This window comes from Massilia sp. CF038 (assembly GCF_900129765.1).
Taxonomy (GTDB): domain Bacteria; phylum Pseudomonadota; class Gammaproteobacteria; order Burkholderiales; family Burkholderiaceae_D; genus Telluria_A.
Genome location: NZ_FQWU01000001.1, coordinates 622,890 through 639,551, shown reverse-complemented (window position 1 = coordinate 639,551; position 16,662 = coordinate 622,890). Strand labels below are relative to the sequence as shown.

Annotated in this window: 18 protein-coding genes; 8 read left to right on the top strand and 10 right to left on the bottom strand. The window is 58.6% G+C overall.

All coding sequences use genetic code 11. The annotated features are described in order from the left end of the window. Positions 1–21: 21 nt before the first annotated feature. Complete coding sequence (locus BUC24_RS02835; protein WP_073212554.1) at positions 22–3,183, top strand: efflux RND transporter permease subunit; 3,162 nt, start codon at positions 22–24, stop codon at positions 3,181–3,183. Continuing rightward, on the top strand, positions 3,176–4,570 hold the full coding sequence (locus BUC24_RS02830; RefSeq protein ID WP_073212553.1) for an efflux transporter outer membrane subunit: 1,395 nt from the start codon (positions 3,176–3,178) through the stop codon (positions 4,568–4,570). The genes BUC24_RS02835 and BUC24_RS02830 overlap by 8 nt, the downstream gene beginning before the upstream one ends. 61 nt (positions 4,571–4,631) lie before the next feature. On the opposite strand, the gene BUC24_RS02825 is transcribed toward BUC24_RS02830, so the two are convergent. The 5 genes from BUC24_RS02825 to rdgB form a co-directional block, all read right to left on the bottom strand. Next, complete coding sequence (locus BUC24_RS02825) at positions 4,632–5,183, bottom strand: peroxiredoxin family protein (RefSeq protein WP_073212552.1); 552 nt, start codon at positions 5,181–5,183, stop codon at positions 4,632–4,634. A 24-nt stretch (positions 5,184–5,207) separates the two neighbouring features. Next, positions 5,208–5,642: a group I truncated hemoglobin gene (locus BUC24_RS02820; protein ID WP_073212551.1), complete on the bottom strand. Its 435-nt coding sequence runs from the start codon at positions 5,640–5,642 to the stop codon at positions 5,208–5,210. 26 nt (positions 5,643–5,668) lie between these two features. Next, positions 5,669–6,532, bottom strand: coding sequence for a DUF3034 family protein (locus BUC24_RS02815; RefSeq protein ID WP_073214692.1), 864 nt, complete (start codon positions 6,530–6,532; stop codon positions 5,669–5,671). 146 nt (positions 6,533–6,678) lie between these two features. Continuing rightward, positions 6,679–7,917, bottom strand: coding sequence for a radical SAM family heme chaperone HemW (hemW, locus tag BUC24_RS02810; protein WP_073212550.1), 1,239 nt, complete (start codon positions 7,915–7,917; stop codon positions 6,679–6,681). Beyond that, positions 7,914–8,498, bottom strand: coding sequence for an RdgB/HAM1 family non-canonical purine NTP pyrophosphatase (gene rdgB, locus BUC24_RS02805; protein WP_073212549.1), 585 nt, complete (start codon positions 8,496–8,498; stop codon positions 7,914–7,916). The genes hemW and rdgB overlap by 4 nt, the downstream gene beginning before the upstream one ends. Positions 8,499–8,611: 113 nt before the next feature. On the opposite strand from rdgB, the gene BUC24_RS02800 reads away from it, so the two are divergent. Both BUC24_RS02800 and BUC24_RS02795 read left to right on the top strand, forming a co-directional pair. After that, entirely contained in the window at positions 8,612–9,085 is a 474-nt protein-coding gene (locus BUC24_RS02800; protein ID WP_073212548.1) for a hypothetical protein, read from the top strand. A 107-nt stretch (positions 9,086–9,192) separates the two neighbouring features. Continuing rightward, positions 9,193–9,420: a CopG family ribbon-helix-helix protein gene (locus tag BUC24_RS02795; protein WP_073212547.1), complete on the top strand. Its 228-nt coding sequence runs from the start codon at positions 9,193–9,195 to the stop codon at positions 9,418–9,420. 499 nt (positions 9,421–9,919) lie between these two features. Here the strand turns inward: BUC24_RS02795 and BUC24_RS02790 are convergent, their stop codons facing one another. After that, positions 9,920–10,801, bottom strand: coding sequence for a toll/interleukin-1 receptor domain-containing protein (locus tag BUC24_RS02790; RefSeq protein ID WP_083598661.1), 882 nt, complete (start codon positions 10,799–10,801; stop codon positions 9,920–9,922). A 345-nt stretch (positions 10,802–11,146) separates the two neighbouring features. On the opposite strand from BUC24_RS02790, the gene BUC24_RS02785 reads away from it, so the two are divergent. Next, positions 11,147–11,377 (top strand): hypothetical protein, encoded by a 231-nt coding sequence (locus tag BUC24_RS02785; RefSeq protein WP_143167366.1) that lies wholly within the window; start codon positions 11,147–11,149, stop codon positions 11,375–11,377. A 21-nt stretch (positions 11,378–11,398) separates the two neighbouring features. Here the strand turns inward: BUC24_RS02785 and BUC24_RS02780 are convergent, their stop codons facing one another. From BUC24_RS02780 to BUC24_RS02765, 4 genes are all read right to left on the bottom strand, one after another. After that, positions 11,399–11,791, bottom strand: a complete 393-nt coding sequence (locus BUC24_RS02780) for an SMI1/KNR4 family protein (RefSeq protein ID WP_073212544.1) — start codon at positions 11,789–11,791, stop codon at positions 11,399–11,401. A 117-nt stretch (positions 11,792–11,908) separates the two neighbouring features. Further along, the gene (rph, locus tag BUC24_RS02775) at positions 11,909–12,637 is read right to left on the bottom strand and encodes a ribonuclease PH (RefSeq protein WP_018059870.1); all 729 of its coding nucleotides are present in this window, start codon (positions 12,635–12,637) and stop codon (positions 11,909–11,911) included. 8 nt (positions 12,638–12,645) lie between these two features. Then, positions 12,646–13,596: a PP2C family protein-serine/threonine phosphatase gene (locus tag BUC24_RS02770; RefSeq protein ID WP_073212543.1), complete on the bottom strand. Its 951-nt coding sequence runs from the start codon at positions 13,594–13,596 to the stop codon at positions 12,646–12,648. Between the two features lie 24 nt (positions 13,597–13,620). After that, positions 13,621–14,607, bottom strand: coding sequence for a serine/threonine protein kinase (locus BUC24_RS02765; protein WP_073212542.1), 987 nt, complete (start codon positions 14,605–14,607; stop codon positions 13,621–13,623). A gap of 93 nt (positions 14,608–14,700) precedes the next feature. Between BUC24_RS02765 and BUC24_RS02760 the strand changes: the two genes are divergently transcribed. From BUC24_RS02760 to rpoZ, 3 genes are all read left to right on the top strand, one after another. Next, positions 14,701–15,588, top strand: coding sequence for a YicC/YloC family endoribonuclease (locus BUC24_RS02760; RefSeq protein ID WP_073212541.1), 888 nt, complete (start codon positions 14,701–14,703; stop codon positions 15,586–15,588). Positions 15,589–15,732: 144 nt separating this feature from the next. Then, the gene (gmk, locus tag BUC24_RS02755; protein WP_018059866.1) at positions 15,733–16,377 is read left to right on the top strand and encodes a guanylate kinase; all 645 of its coding nucleotides are present in this window, start codon (positions 15,733–15,735) and stop codon (positions 16,375–16,377) included. Between the two features lie 32 nt (positions 16,378–16,409). Then, positions 16,410–16,613, top strand: coding sequence for a DNA-directed RNA polymerase subunit omega (gene rpoZ, locus BUC24_RS02750; protein WP_026172382.1), 204 nt, complete (start codon positions 16,410–16,412; stop codon positions 16,611–16,613). The last annotated feature ends 49 nt before the right edge of the window (positions 16,614–16,662 follow it).

Here is a 16,662-nt window from a genome sequence, read left to right as displayed (position 1 = left end):
GAACACTGACAGGATTTCCTCATGGCTCGTTTCTTTATTGACCGCCCCATTTTTGCGTGGGTGATCGCTTTATTCATCATGGTGGTGGGCGGTGTTGCCATCACTCAGCTACCGATCGCGCAATACCCGGCGGTCGCTCCCCCGTCCATCGTGGTCACCGCCGCCTACCCTGGCGCCTCGGCCCAGACTCTGGAAGACGCCGTCATCAGCGTGATTGAACGCGAAATGAATGGCTCGCCTGGCCTCATCTACATGGAGTCGATCAGCCAGGCCAACGGCACCGGCACCATCACCCTCAGCTTTGAAACCGGCACCGACGCCGACCTGGCCCAGGTGGACGTACAAAACCGGCTGGGCCGCGCCACCCCGCGCCTGCCGCAGGCGGTGATTCAGCAAGGCGTGCGCGTGGACAAGGCGCGTGCCAACTTCCTGATGTTCACCATCTTGTCGTCGGACGATCCGAAATGGGATCCGATCGCGCTGGGCGACTACGCCTCGCGCACCGTGCTGCCGGAAATTCAACGCGTACCCGGTGTTGGCCAGGCCCAGCTGTTCGGTACCGAAAAAGCCATGCGGATCTGGATCGATCCGGCCAAGCTGGTCGGCTTTAACCTGTCGCCCACCGACGTCAACAACGCCATCCGCACCCAGAATGCCCAGGTCGCATCCGGCACCATCGGTGACCTGCCCAATATCGGCGGCCAGGCCACCACGGCCACCGTGGTGGTGACCGGTCAGCTGACGTCCGTCGAAGAATTCGGCAAGATTGTGCTGCGCGCTAACCCGGACGGCTCGACCGTGCGCCTGAAGGACGTGGCCCGGATTGAAATCGGCGGCCAGAGCTATTCCACCTCGGCACGCCTGAACGGCAAGCCGTCGACCGGCATCGGCATCCAGCTCTCGCCTACCGGCAATGCGCTGGAAACGGCCAAGCTGGTGCGCCAGCGCATGAACGAATTGTCGAAGTACTTCCCGCCCGGAATGAAATACGCGGTGCCGTTTGACAGCTCGGCCTTCGTCGACATCTCCATCAAGCAAGTGGTCGAAACCCTGATCGAAGCCGTGCTGCTGGTGTTCCTGGTGATGTACGTGTTCCTGCAAAACTTCCGCTACACCATCATCCCGACCATCGTGGTGCCGGTCGCCCTGCTCGGCTCGCTCGCATCGCTGCTGGCGCTTGGTTACTCGATCAACGTGCTGACCATGTTCGGCATGGTGCTGGTCATCGGTATCGTGGTCGATGATGCGATTGTGGTGGTCGAAAACGTCGAACGCATCATGAGTGAAGAAGGCTTGTCGCCGCTGGAAGCAACGCGCAAGGCAATGGGCCAGATTTCCGGGGCCATCATCGGCGTGACGGTGGTGCTGATTTCCGTGTTTGTGCCGCTGGCCTTCTTTGCAGGCGCGGTCGGCAATATTTACCGCCAGTTCTCGGCGGTGATGGTCAGTGCCATTGCCTTCTCGGCCTTCATGGCGCTGTCGCTCACCCCGGCCCTGTGCGCTCACCTGCTCAAGCCGGTGGAAGCGGGTCACCATCACGCCAAGACCGGCTTCTTCGGCTGGTTCAACCGCAGCTTCACCAAAACGGCCAAAAATTATGAAGGCTTTGTCGCCCGCGTGCTGCGCCACACCGGCCGCGCGCTGGCCGTGTTTGCCGTGGTGATTGTGGTGGTCGGGTTCATCTTCATGCGCATGCCCAATTCCTTCCTGCCTAACGAAGACCAGGGCTACATCATTGCCAACTTCCAGCTGCCGCCGGGCGCCACGCTGGAACGCACCGGCCTGGCGCTGCGCGAAGCGGAAGAATTCATTCTCAAGCAGCCAGAAGTGGCGAGTATGGTGGGAGTCCAAGGCTTCAGCTTCTCGGGCCAGGGCCAGAACATGGCGCTCGGCTTCATTACCCTGAAAGACTGGAAAGAGCGCAAAGGCGAAGGCCACAGCGCCACCGACGTGGCCAACCGCATCAGCGGGCGCATGGCGGCCGTGCGCGACGCCTTCATCTTTGCCATCAGCCCGCCACCGATTCCCGAACTCGGGCGCGGCACCGGCTTCTCGTTCCGCCTGCAGGACCGGGGCGACCAGGGCCGCGAAGCGCTGCTCAATGCGCGCAATCAGCTGATGGGGCTGGCGTCCCAGAGCCCCATTCTGGCGGGCGTGCGCCCGGAAGGGCTGGAAGATGCACCGCAGGTCCAGCTCGACATCGACCGCGACAAGGCCAACGCCCTGGGCGTGACCTTTGACGCGATCAATGCTGCCATCTCGACCTCGCTTGGTTCGGCCTATATCAACGACTTCCCCAACGCTGGCCGTCTGCAGCGCGTGGTGGTCCAGGCTGATGCGCCGGCGCGTATGCAGCCGGGCGATCTGCTCAAGCTGACCGCGCAAAACAACAAGGGCCAGGCGGTGCCACTGTCGGCCTTCGCCACCACGCGCTGGATCACCGGCCCAATGCAGACGGTGCGCTACAACGGCTACTCCACCATGCGTCTGGCTGGTGATGCCGCCCCTGGCCACAGTACCGGCCAGGCGCTGGACGAAATGGAACGACTGGCAGCCCAGCTGCCACCTGGCTTCGCGTTTGAATGGACCGGCCAGTCGCGCGAAGAAAAGCTGTCCGGCTCGACCGTATTCGTGCTGCTGGGCTTTGCCCTGCTGGCGGTGTTCCTGTCGCTGGCAGCGCTGTATGAGAGCTGGTCCATCCCGGTCGCCGTGCTGCTGGTGGTGCCCTTCGGCGTGTTCGGCGCGCTTCTGGCAGCGCTGGCGCGCGGCTATCCGAACGACGTGTACTTCAAAGTCGGCCTGATCACCATCATTGGCCTGGGCGCCAAGAACGCGGTGCTGATCATCGAATTTGCCAAGGACCTGCAGGCCCAGGGCCGCACCCTGGTGGAAGCGGCGATTGAAGCGTGCCACCTGCGCTTCCGTCCGATTCTGATGACCTCCCTGGCCTTCATTCTGGGCGTGCTACCACTGGTGATTGCCAGCGGCGCCGGTTCGGCCAGCCAGCGCGCCATTGGTACCGGCGTGATGGGCGGGATGATCACGGCGACTGCACTGGGTGTGATTTTTGTGCCAGTGTTCTTCGTCGTGGTACGTAAGTTTTTCAAGGGAAGCGAACGCCAGCGCCAGAAGTACGCGCACGAAGATGGCGGCGCACCAGCAGTCGAGGTAAAACATGACTAATAAAAGCAAACTGATTCTGGCGCCTGTGGCGCTGGCCCTGAGCCTGTCGGGCTGCATGTCGCTCGCACCAAAATACGAGCGTCCCGCCGCACCCGTGGCGGCAGCCTTCCCCGATGCGTCCAGCGCGACGGCCGCCAACGAAGCGGCATCCAAGATTGAATGGCAGCGTTTCTTCGCGGACGCGCGCCTGAAAGAACTGATCGAGCTGGCGCTAAAAAACAACCGCGACCTGCGTGTGGCCATTCTGAACATCGAGCAGGCGCGCGCGCAGTATCAAATCCGCCGTGCCGACCTGCTGCCCACCGTGGGACTGGGCGTGAGCGGCAGCCGCACGCCGGGCCCGAACGACAGCATCAACAGCACCTACTCGGGCGGTCTGGTGGTCAGTGGGTTCGAGCTTGATTTGTTCGGGCGCGTGCGCAGCCTGTCCAACGCCGGCCTGGCGCAATACCTGGCCACCGAAGAAGCGCGCAAGGCCACCCAGATCAGCCTGATCGCGTCGGTCGCCAACGCTTACCTGGCCACCCTGGCAGATGCCGAACTGCTGGCGCTGACCCAGCAAACGCTGGACGCGCGCGTCGAATCGCTCAAGCTCACGCAGCTCAAGTACGACAATGGCGCCGTCTCCAAGCTCGATCTGCAGCAGGGTTTGTCACTGGTCGACAGCGCGCGCGTGACGCTGGCGCAAACCCAGCGCCAGCGCGCGCAGGACCTGAATCTGCTCACCTTGCTGGTAGGCCAGCCCCTGCCAGGCGAAGCAGCCAGCCCGGGCGCCCTGGCGCTGACCGAACTGAGCGAACTCCCAGGCGGCTTGCCGTCGGACTTGCTGGCAGTGCGACCGGACATTCGCTCGGCCGAGCAGCAACTGATTGCGGCCAACGCGAACATCGGTGCTGCGCGTGCCAATTTCTTCCCGCGCATCACGCTCACCGGCAGTGCCGGCAGCGCCAGCAGCGAGCTGTCGGGCTTGTTCAAGAGCGGCTCGTTCGGCTGGACCTTTGCACCGCAACTGGTGCTGCCGATCTTTGACTATGGCCGCAACAAGGCCAATCTGGGCAGTGCCACGGCTGGGCGCGACATCGCCGTGGCCCAATACGAGAAGTCGATCCAGTCGGCCTTCCGCGAAGTGGCCGACGCGCTGGCCGGACAGGCAACCTACACCGAGCAGCTGCGCGCCCAGCGTGCAGTGGCCGATGCGGAAGCCGAACGCTTCAAGCTGTCGGACCTGCGTTACCGCAGCGGCGCGTCGAGCTATCTCGATCTGCTGGACGCGCAGCGTTCGCTGTTCCAGGCACAGCAAGGCGCGGTGCAGGCCAACCTGGCGCGGCTGCAGAATCAGGTGACCTTGTATCGCGTGCTGGGCGGAGGCTGGACCAGTCCGCAGTAAGCGTGTGCAATAAAAAAAGCCGGCAAACGCCGGCTTTTTTTACGTTAACAAGCAGGAACCATCATTCAAGATTGGTCCACAGATCGTCCCAGTCACCGGCTTTGAAAACCCCATTGCGGCGTGTGACCAGCTGGTGGGCTTTATCCAGCACAAAGTGGGTGGGCTCGGACGTGATCGCACCGAAATTATCGCTATGCCCCTTCGCATTGCGCCAGGCAATCGGGAAGTGCTGCTCCGCCGGAATCGTCTTCTTCACCAGATCCATGTACTCGGCAATGGCCTGGCGATCCGCATCCATGTTCACCGCAATGTTGACGTAATTGCGCGAGCGATTCGCACCGAAAAACTCGCGCATCAAGCGTAAGTCGTTGGTGCATGGAATACATTCGGCGGTAAAGAAGCTGACCAGCACCGCCTTGCCGCGATAGTCCTGCAGATTGATCGCCTTGCCGTACACATCAAAACCTTTCAATGTGTATTCGGTCGGCGGCTTCACCGGCTTGGCAGCGGCCGCAGGCGCAGGCGCCTTCTTGTCTTGCGCCAGGACCAGCCCCGGCAGCATCAAACCCATGCCGCCGGCGGCAACAGTATGCAGAAAATCGCGTCTTTTCACGCTTGGCCTCCAGAAATAATATCGTTATCGCACGATAGCATGTTTCATCGGTGCCAGTTTCGCCACCAGGCGATTTGCCACCGAGCTGGGCACCTTGTTGTTTTCCATCGCGATTTGCAGGTCCTCCGCCAGCGCATTGAAGTGCGCCGACTTCACGCCCATGCCATCGTGGGAGGCGACCATGTCGCGCCCGCTGTAGGTGCAGGGTCCGCCCGCCAGCTGGCAAAACTGCTCGCTCAGCAAAACACCCAGTTGCTTCATGTCGGTCTTGGCAAAGAAGGTGTTGATGCGGGGATCGGCCTGCAGAATCGGCAGGAAATCGGCGACGATTTTTTCAATGCCGGGCTTGCCGCCCAGATCATCGAACAAGGTCGGCTCGGCAGCCTGGGCAGGCAGGCACAGGCCGAAACCCAGGGTCAGGGAGGCCAAAACGATGGTGGCGCGCTCAAAAATAGTCATGTTGTTCTCGCTTTATTGGAAGGGAATCAGAAACCAGCCTGGGCCGACAGATACCAGCCGCGCTGCTTCTTGGGATTGAAAATGGTGATGTCACCGAGGTCCACATACGCCGCCGTCAGCGACAGATTCCGGTTCGGGAAATAAGCGAGGAACACATCCTTGTAATCGCGCTCGTTGTCGACCGCAAGGTTATGCGGCTTCATGCGATATTCGACGCCAGCCACCAGCTTGCGGGTGATCAGGTATGCGGCCGACAGTTCCACCATCGGCTGGTAGCTGTCCTTCAGGTCGCCGCCAAAGCCCAGGATGCCCATCTGATTGGCCTTGGTGAAGCGCAGGGTGCCGTTCAGGAGCAGGCTCTGGGCCAGATAAACTTTGGTGGCCGAGGCGTACAGGTCGACGCCGCTATCCTTCTTGGCGCCAAGCTGCGTCACGCTGGTCACGCCCAGGGCGCCCAGACCGCCGATGCCCTTGTTGCGCTTGTATTGGAGGCCAACCGCAATTTGCGGCATGTACGAGAACTGGTCATACAGCGCGTCACCGGCCACGCGGACCTTGACCCCAAAGATGTCCTGCTTGATGCGCAATTCATCGAGCGGCGCCAGATCGCCTTTGAAGTCCTGATTGGCGTACGACAGCTCAACGCGGTCTGCAATGCCGACGGCCACGCCATAGCTGGACAGTGCGTAATCGCTGGTGTTGATCTGGGTGACGTGGGCATTGGCACCGAAGCTGTCACGGGTGCCGTAACCGGTAATCAGGGCCCACGGGGTGAGACCACCGCCGCCCGCCCCTTCCACCTGGCTGACGCCGCCGGTGGCAAGCAGCTTGCCCATGTCTTGCGCGTGCGCGCCGTGCGTGGCCGCGATGCAGGCCGCAAGCGCCAGCATCTGTTTCAGTTGTAATTTCGCCAATTTACTCTCCTGGTTTTGGTCGATGTGTGCGTAACGCATTCATCTACGCAAATCCATCGAAATCGGATTCAAAATAGAAACTTGTATGTCTCGAAAGACATTAATCAGATGCTGGAGCGTATTTACTCAGTCAGGAATAACTGCTGCAGGTCGTTCAAAAAACGTTGGCCCAGTTCGGTGGGGCGGATGATCAGATGATCACGATACAGCAATCCCTTCGCTTCCGCCTCATTGAGCATCTTGTCGATGGCCGTGATGGCCAGGCCAGTGCGTTCGGCAAACAGGTTGGGCGCAAAGCCGCCCGTCAGGCGCAGCGTGTTGAGCATGAACTCGAAACCCATCTCGTCGCGTCCGATCTCGCGCTCTTCCTGCACCGGGTTGCCGGCGCGTGCCGCTTCCATGAAGGCCTTGGGCTGCTTGAAGCGCGCCTGACGCAAAATCCGGTGCGGGAACGAGATCTTGGAATGGGCACCGGCGCCGATGCCCAGGTAATCGCCAAACTCCCAGTAATTGAGATTGTGGCGCGCGCGCCGGCCGGGCTGCGCGTAAGCGGAAACCTCGTATTGTTCGAAGCCAGCCACCCGCGTTTCGCTGGCGATCATGTCCTGCATGTCGGCGCTGGCGTCGTCGTCGGGCAGCGTCGGCGGATACTTGGCAAACAGCGTGTTCGGCTCCATCGTCAGGTGATACAGCGACAGATGCGGCGGTGAGAACGACAGTGCCGTTTCCAGATCCTTCTTCGCTTCGCCCAGAGTCTGCGACGGCAGCGCGTACATCAGGTCCAGATTGAAGTTGTCAAAGTTGGCGTGCGCGATCTCGACCGCGCGGCGCGCCTCGTTGTCATCATGGATGCGGCCCAGGGCCTGCAGATGGCGCGGGTTAAAACTTTGGATGCCGATTGACAGGCGGTTGATGCCGCTGGCCCGGAACGACTTGAATTTCTCCGCCTCGAAGGTGCCCGGGTTGGCTTCCATCGTCACTTCACAATTGCTGTCGAGCGGCAGCAGCGTGCGCACGTCCGACATTAGCCGGTCCAGTCCCTTGGCCGACATCAGGCTGGGCGTGCCGCCGCCAATGAAGATCGTGTAGATCTTGCGGCCCCATATCAGGGGCAGCGATTGTTCCAGGTCCAGGCGCACCGCATCGAGATATTCTTCTTCCGGGAAGTCGCCCTTCGCTTCGTGCGAATTGAAGTCGCAGTAGGGGCACTTGCGCACGCACCACGGAAAATGAATGTACAGCGACAGCGGCGGCAGCGCCGTCAGGTTCAATGCACCGGGCTGCAGGTACTGCAGCGCGCTGGCCGCGGGCGAACGTGGCTCTGGTTTGGCGTCGCCGCTGACAACCTTAATCGGGATCATTTCAGTTTTTCCACCAGCGCGCGCAGGGCCTGGCCGCGGTGCGACAGACCGTTCTTTTCCAGCGGCGTGAGTTCAGCGACGCACTTGCCCAGGGATGGAATGAAGAAGTGCGGGTCGTAGCCAAAACCGTTGCTGCCGCGCGCCGTTGGCGTAATTTCGCCATCCCAGCGGCCGTCGGCAATGACAGGCTGCGGGTCATCAGCGTGGCGCACATACACCAGCACGCAGTAGTAATAGGCCGATTTGTCGGCATGGGCGGCCAGGTCGGCGATCATCTTCTCGTTGTTGCGCGCATCCGATTTTGGTTCGCCTGCAAAGCGTGCGGAGTACACACCAGGCTTGCCGCCAAAAGCATTGACGCACACGCCCGAGTCGTCGGCCAGCGCCGGCAGGCCGGTCAGGCGGGCGGCATGGCGCGCTTTTTCCAGTGCGTTTTCGACGAAGGTTGCGTGCGGCTCTTCCGCCTCGGGCACATTGAATTCGCCTTGCGGATGCAGGGTGAAACCGATCGGCCCCAGGATTTCGGAAAACTCACGGAGTTTGCCTGCGTTATTGGAGGCGAGGATGAGGCGTTGGGTCATAATAGGCTGCATAAAGTCGGAAGCCCGTATTTTACCCCTTCCCCCACATCGCCCTCGCGCAGGCGGGGGCCCATGGCATGCTAGCGTCCACAGACAGCAGATTTATTGAGAACATGGATCAATCCAAACTGACCGCGCATTCATTCGAAAAAATAGACAGCACGAACAGCGCAAAAGCCGACGCAGCCTACCTGTTCGCCGGTATTACCCTGGCAGTAGGTATCGTGGTGTTCTGGCTCGGCACAACCCGTGGCTTGATGGTAGGCGGCATTGCTTTGATTGTGATCGGCGTCCTCGCATACATCCATCTTCTCCGCCGCGCAGAAAAAGTACGCTACTTCCCTTACCTGTGGCTGGATCAAACTGGCGTTCATCACATCCAAGGCAACGGTCCGGCTGACAGAATCGCGCACTTCACCTGGCAAGAAATCGAACGCGCCGAGATCGCTCCGCCGGGCGACGATGTCAAAGCGCTGATTCTGTTTTTGAATCGCTCGGGCATGCGCGGGGTGCCGGTTTATCTGACCACCGAGCATGCCACTGAGGCCGCAGCTGCGATCCAGGCGCTAAAAAATGCCAGTCCCTAGCGTGGACGAACGGGCTGATAAGGAATTACAGTGAACCATGCGAACAGCTCACGGATCCGGAAGTTAGCACAGTTATGCTACATTTGGATGTACCAAGGGAGACCGCAATGGCAACCACCACGACAATTCGTTTGCCCGAAGAATTGAAGGCACGAATTGCCAGCGCCGCCGAGCGCGCTGGCAAAACCACCCATAGTTTCATCCTTGAGGCTATTACCGAAAAGGCAGAGCTGGAAGAACAGCGTGCCGGCTTTGACGCCGAGGCCGACGCCCGCTTCGCAAAAATCGTGGAATCGGGCAAAACCATTCCGTGGGGCGACATGCGCCACTACTGACAGCGTATCCGGGAAAACTTTGCGCCAGCTCCCGACAATAATTCCAGAATGCCCAAACTTTCATTCAAGAGTTTTAGCCGTCGAGGAAGTAAGACAGGCGATACATGATACATACTCGCACGTCTCGTGGTGTTGAGTGGCCTATGAATGCTCTTTCCAGCAACGAAATCGAGCACAACTGTTTACCTTGTTATCTCCACTGTATTTATTTACGGAACCAATTCGTCGAGTTCACGCCGGACTGCTTAATCACCTTCGCTAAGATATGCCTGCAAACAATCGCGATTGCTGACAACGAAAACTAAGGTGTTTCAGGCTTTTTCGCTATATTTCGATTGAGGGGAATAAAACCATCGTCCTCTCACTCGCATTAGATGCATGACCGTTAGCGATGTAGCCGAACTGCTTCGGCGCGTCGTCCGCACGGGTTTGATTTGCCGTTCTGATTATCGAAAGGCCCGCGCAGGTCGGAACATCGAGAGAGGGTCATAAAATGGGCTCACTCGCTATTGGATGATGTATCTAATATCCCTCCGGCACCCACGAAGCTAGTTGGCCGCAGAATATCAGAGTATCCTTTCGTCTCGGGGTTCTGGGTCCGGCCCGCTTCAATGACCATCATTGTTAGCTGCTTGCGCAGCTTGGGGCTAAGTGACGAATTGCTTTCAACGTCGTTGATAAGGTCATTGATCGTGTAACCGTCAGCAAGCGACGTTAATATCCACTTTTTTACATTTCCCATTGTCGCGTCCAAACCTGGAAACGCAGAGCCCGTCCACGAAGTGATAGCTGATTTGTTCTCTAATTGTCGGACACGCTGATTCATTCCACGAACGCTATCAAGGATTTCACCAAGCACATCGTTGCTGTCGCGTTCAACCCTTGGCCCAGCCGGTGGGTTATCGCTTAATAGCTGGTCGAATCGCTCCTTGAATTTGGGCCAGGAAACATCACAAACGTCATTCAACACGTTAGGATCCAGGGCATTTGGTCCTAAGGCAGCGTTTAACGTGCGCGCCAATTTCTTCATATCATCTTCAAGTGGCTTGGTGTGATTGAACTGCGCGAGGGGATCTGTGATGTTTTTCGGCTCTAAATCAACGAGGAAAGTACAAACACGACTGTTTGACAGCCCTTTAGCCAAGGCACCTGCCTCAAAAAGAATCCAGGGGCGATCTTTATTCTCGTCGGTCAGGCATACAATCCCTACAGACGTATCGCTTAAGTTGTTGTTGATCTCACTGAACCAAAGTGATCCCCGATCCAGGTCCTCGCTCGAAATCCAAGGCCGTGACGCTTGAATCACACATTTAGCCCACCATGCTAACAACTGTGCTGTCGCGTGGCTCCTGTTGCCAGACCAGCTCATAAACACCTTCATGGAGCACCCCAGTATCTATTTATTTGAGCTCCCAAGTGTACAATATGTCGCTCCACAAGAGACGCATCCGGGAGTTTTATGTTGGGGAATTCACGGCAAAGTTCTGCTACCTTTGTAGAAGCCGGTCAGTAAAACTGAAGAACGGATCGGAGAGATTATTTCGATTTGGTCAATCCGTCATCCGGTTACGAACCATAACGAGCTGATTGAGCTTTGGTACGATAGATCAGCGTTCCAAGCGCAGCTCTCAGGAAACGCTCTTAGGAATCCCGATAAGCTCCAGTGTTGCCATCAATTCCGAAATTGGTGCATAGTCAAATGACAACCTCAATCAAAGGCGACATCATGACTACCAACACCACCCCGCACGAAGAAGACTTGGGCGAGCAGATCGAGCACGCTATTGAATCGGTACTCGACCTGGCCAATCCGCCGCACGAACAGGACAGCAAGACTGGGGCGCCATTTGTGCCCGAAGTTGCGGTCGATGGCGCGCCGGTGGTTTCCGACGCAGAGCTGGAGCAGCAGGCATTGGCGCATCCTGGTGCGGACGGGGATTCGACAACACCCGAATAAGCGGTGGCTGCAGAACGTGACTCACTGCTCGGGCATTGGGAATCCATCAGTTACCCAAGATTCTAAGCAATCGCTAATTTGAATCATGTCATCTGGATCCATACTGCCCATGCCAACCATGAATACGCCTTGCGTTTCGATCGCGATCATCACGGCTTTCCCGCCGCTGTCATCACCAACGGCGAGATAGCCCGGGGCGTATGTACCGACCTCGAACGTTTCGTTCCGCTCTACGACGTCGTCGGTTGAATAAAGTACGAGCCCATTTTCGAAAATCATTCCGTTTGCGGTCAGAAGAAGCTGCCGATATTGGATAGGAAGCGGTCTCTTGAGTTCCGTTTCCAAAGCGGCGATCAGTTGTGCTGAGGCCGGCGAGTTTATCTGCTCAAGTGCAGTGAGATGATTGATTTTCATTAGCTGGCGCGTACCGGAATACGGATAAAGGCAGAGTCGGACCTTGGCCGGAAAAAGAACCAGGAAGTTGCTCTGAGATGGTGTAGGGCTGGCGCATGCGCCAGCCCTATGTGGTAGTTAGATGCCGAGTGCTTGCTTCTGCATTTTGATCAGGTCGGCGATGCCGCCCTGCGCCAGATCGAGCAGGCGGTTCATACCAGCGCGGTCGAAGGCCGCGCCCTCTGCGGTGCCCTGCACTTCGATGAAGTGGCCAGCATCGGTCATCACCACGTTCATGTCGGTATCGCAGCCTGAGTCCTCGATGTAATCGAGATCGAGCACCGGCATGCCTTGATACACGCCCACCGAAATGGCCGCCACAAAACTCTTCACCGGCACCGCGCCAATGGCGCCCTTGGCCACCAGCTGATTGAACGCGTCATACGCGGCCACCATGGCGCCGGTAATCGATGCGGTACGCGTGCCGCCGTCGGCCTGCAGCACGTCGCAATCGATCTGCAAGGTGCGCTCGCCAAAAGCATTCAGATCAAACGCCGCACGCAGCGAACGGCCAATCAGACGCTGAATCTCCTGGGTGCGGCCAGACTGTTTGCCGCGCGCCGCTTCCCGGTCCATGCGCGTATGCGTCGAACGCGGCAGCATGCCATATTCCGCCGTCATCCAGCCCTGCCCCTTCCCTTTCAGGAAGCCCGGCACCTTGTCTTCAATACTGGCGGTGCAAATGACCTTGGTGTCGCCGCACTCGATCAGGACCGATCCCTCGGCATGCTTGGTGTACTGGCGGGTCAAGCGAATATCGCGCAACTGGTCAACGGCGCGGCCGCTCGGGCGTGCTTCAAAAGTCATGTGCTGCCTTATTTGATGATCTGGGACGATTTTTCGATGGCGCCGCGGATCTCCGCAATCGCTTTTTCAATTTCATCGTCGTTGAATGCGTCCACTTCGCTCGGGTTTTCCGGCTCGGTGTTAGCGGTGATGGTGGTGCTGACCAGGTTATCGGGCAGCATCATGGTCGAGATCACGGTGGCCATGTCCACGCCTTCGGCGGACGGGGCTTCGACGTCCGGCGAACCTTGCCACATGATGGCCAGCGCGGTGGCGTTGTCGCCCTTTTCGCCGGCAATGGCGGTGGCGGTGCTGATCATTTCAGGGATCGCGCGCACGATGGTCTGGGTCGTCAGGCGGTGCACCAGGTCTTCGTCCGACAGCATCGACCACAGGCCGTCCGAACACAACATCAGAATGTCACCCGACTGCAGGCCGGCAGGCCGCGCTACGTCCACGCGCGGCAGCGACGAGGCGCCAATGCAGTTATACAGCTTGTTGCGGTCCGGGTGGGTGGCGCGCTCCGACGGATCGGCGAGGCCTTTGTCGATCAGGTGTTCAATGTGCGAGTGGTCGCGCGTGCGGCCCAAAATCTGCCCCCGGCGCATCCAGTACAGGCGCGAATCGCCGCAATGGGCCCAGGTGGCGATATTGTGTTGAATCAGGCAGGCCACGGCGGTGGTCCGCGGCGTGTCCGGCAAGTTATTGGTCGCGCGGTAGCGGTGAATTTCTTCGTGGGCCTGCATGAAGGCCTCTTCCAGGAAGCGCTCGGGCTTTTTCACGTATGGCTGCGCGTTTTGCTGGAACAGGGTCGACATGGTCTGCATGAAGATCGAGGCCGCGACCTCGCCGCGCAAGTGGCCACCCATGCCGTCGGCCAGCACCAGCAGCAGTGCATCACGCGTAAAGCTGTAGCCCATGCGGTCCTGGTTGACCTTGCGGCCACCGATCTGGCTTTCCTGATAAACGGAGAATTGCATGATGTACTTTCTGATCAGGTGTTTTTATTTATTGACAGCTTTTTTGCGCCCGATGCCGATCTTGTCGGCCAGCTCGCGCCAGCGTCCGGTCAGCTTTTCGGTACCGACGGGCGCTGCCTTGGTCTTCTTGCGCGTGGAAGCCAGTTCCTTCTGCAGCGTGAACAGGCTTTGCGGACGGGCCAGCGGATCCATCTCCAGGCACCATTGCACCAGCTTGATCAGCTCGGGCGAATAGTTCGCTTCCAGCTTGCTGTAATAGAGCGGCATCTTGTCTTCGATCTTGCGCTGGTCAGCAGCCTGCGGTGGCGAGGCGGCCATGCAGGCAAACATCGAGGCGCCCAGGCTGTAAATATCCGACCACGGTCCCAGCGCTGCCGTTTTTGAATACAGGTCCGGCGGTGCAAAGCCCGGTGTATACATAGGCGTCAGTTTTGGCACGTCGGCATTGAAGGTCTGACGGGCCGCGCCGAAGTCCAGCACGATCGGGGTGCCGTCTGTACGCAAATAAATATTTGCTGGTTTGAGGTCAAGATGCAACAACTTGCTCGTATGGACCTCGCGCAAACCCGCGCAAACGCCAATAAATATCTGTCGGATGAACGCTTCGTTCAGCCGGCTGCCTTTTTGGCCGAGCCGCGCAATCTGTTCCTGCAATGAGTGGCCTGATTCATATGCCATCACCATGTACACGGTTTCGTTGCCACGGAAGAAATTTAATACCCGGACAACGTTCGGATGCGAAATTTTGGCAAGTGCCCTGCCTTCTTCGAAGAAGCATTTCAAGCCAATCCGGAACACCGCCAGATTGGGCTTGGAGATAACAGGGACGAGCTCGCCCGGCTGGCGTAAAGCCAGCGCGCTTGGGAGGTATTCTTTGATCGCTACCGCAATGCCATCGGCGTCGTACGCCAGATATACAATACTGAACCCACCGGACGCAATTTTCTTTACAATGCGATATCCGGCAATTTCAAGCCCATCGGGCAAGGGAGCGTTATTTTGTGCAGCCATGAGGGTTCCTTGCTTAACACGGCGATTGTGTGGATAAATCTGTGCTTTGTAAAGAAAAGATAAAAACCGGGGACTCCATTGAGCATTTCTAGCATGACAGGTTACGCGGTTGCTACCAGCGAAGGCGCTGCAGGCACCCTTACAATCGAAATCAAGAGTGTCAACTCACGTTTTCTGGATCTGCAGTTTCGTATCAATGACGAACTGCGCGCACTGGAGCCCGATTTGCGAGCCGCTATTATGGCCGCAATCACGCGCGGTAAGGTAGAGGCAAGGTTGAGTTTCGGCCGCAAAGTCGCTGGCGGCTCGCAGGCACTGAACGAATCGCTGCTGGCCGACCTCGCCCGTTTGCAAACCGAAGTGACCAAGCACTTCGTCTCCGCACCCCTCATGACGGTGGCAGAACTGCTGCGCTGGCCCGGTGTGATTGAAGAAGCGCAGGTCGGCCAGGAGTCGCTCCAGGCGGACGTGGCGGCCCTCACCGCCAAGACCGTGGCTGCCTTTGTCGACAGCCGCCGCCGCGAAGGCGCTGCCCTCGAAGCCATGCTGGTGTCGCGCATCGATGCGATGGACGTCATCGTCAAGCGCATCACGCCGCTGATTCCCCAGGTGATCGCCCAGTTCCAGCAAAAAGCGGTCGAACGTATGCAAGATGCATTAGGCCTGGCCGGTCACGGTACGCCGTCCACCCTCACGCGCCAGGAAGCATTTGAGCGGATTCGCCAGGAAGTGACGCTGTACGGGATTCGTATTGACGTCTCCGAAGAGCTGTCGCGCCTGACCGCGCACCTGACCGAAACGCGCCACATCCTGAAAAAAGGCGGCCAGGTCGGCAAGCGGCTCGACTTCATGATGCAGGAGTTGAACCGCGAAGCGAACACGCTGGGCGCCAAAGCCTCGGTCAAGGAATTGGCCGACGCCTCGATGGAACTGAAACTGCTGATCGAACAGATGCGCGAACAGGTGCAAAACCTGGAATAAAACCGCTACACTGAACGTTACCCCCGTCGCCCTCGCGCAGGCGGGGGCCCATAGCACCTCTGCTCAGAAGTGATATAGGCCCCCGCCTTCGCGAGGGCGATGCAGTTATTCTCGCACTTAATATAAAGCTATCAAGGAACCACCATGCCCACTACTCCCGGCTTTTCCGGCAGCCTGTTCATCGTCGCCGCCCCGTCCGGCGCTGGCAAGTCGACCCTGGTCAATGCCTTGCTGGCCCAGGAACCGGCCATCAAGCTGTCGATCTCGACCACCACGCGGGCACCGCGGCCGGGTGAAACCGATGGCAAGGAATACCATTTCACCACCGCCGAAGACTTCGTCGCCCGCGCTGGCCGCGGCGAATTCATCGAGTGGGCTGAAGTCCATGGCAATTACTACGGCACTTCGCGTTTGATGGTCGAAAAGGAAATGAAAGCAGGTACCGACATCCTGCTGGAAATCGACTGGCAAGGCGCGCGCCAGGTAAAAAAGCAGTTCCCGGCTGCGGCTGGCATCTTTATTTTGCCACCCTCGATTGCGGCTCTTTCGGAACGTTTGCACAAGCGCGGCCAGGACGAACCGCACATTATCGAGCGCCGCCTGCTGGCTGCCGGGGGTGAGATCTCTCACGCTCCGGAGTTCGACTATGTTATTATCAATGAAGAGTTCAACGTCGCCTTGTCCGAGATGAGCGCGATTGTCAGAGCGACACGCAGCCGATTTGCACAGCAGGCTGCGCGCAACGCCTCGCTTTTTGCCCAGTTGGGTATCCATGCGCAACAATCGTAACGTCTCACACTATTGTCTATTTAGGAGTCAGAATGGCCCGCATCACTATTGAAGATTGCTTGAAAAGTATCCCTAACCGCTTCCAACTGACCCTGGCGGCCACCTATCGCGCACGTCAGTTGCTCCAAGGCCACACTCCTAAAGTCGAAGCCAAGGACAAGCCAACCGTCGTCGCCCTGCGTGAAATCGCCGCTGGCAAGGTCGGTATCGAGATGCTCAAAAAGGTCCCGATGTAAGTTGTTGTTGCGCCTATGAGTGTTTCGCCGTATTTCTGGTAGCCTTAAA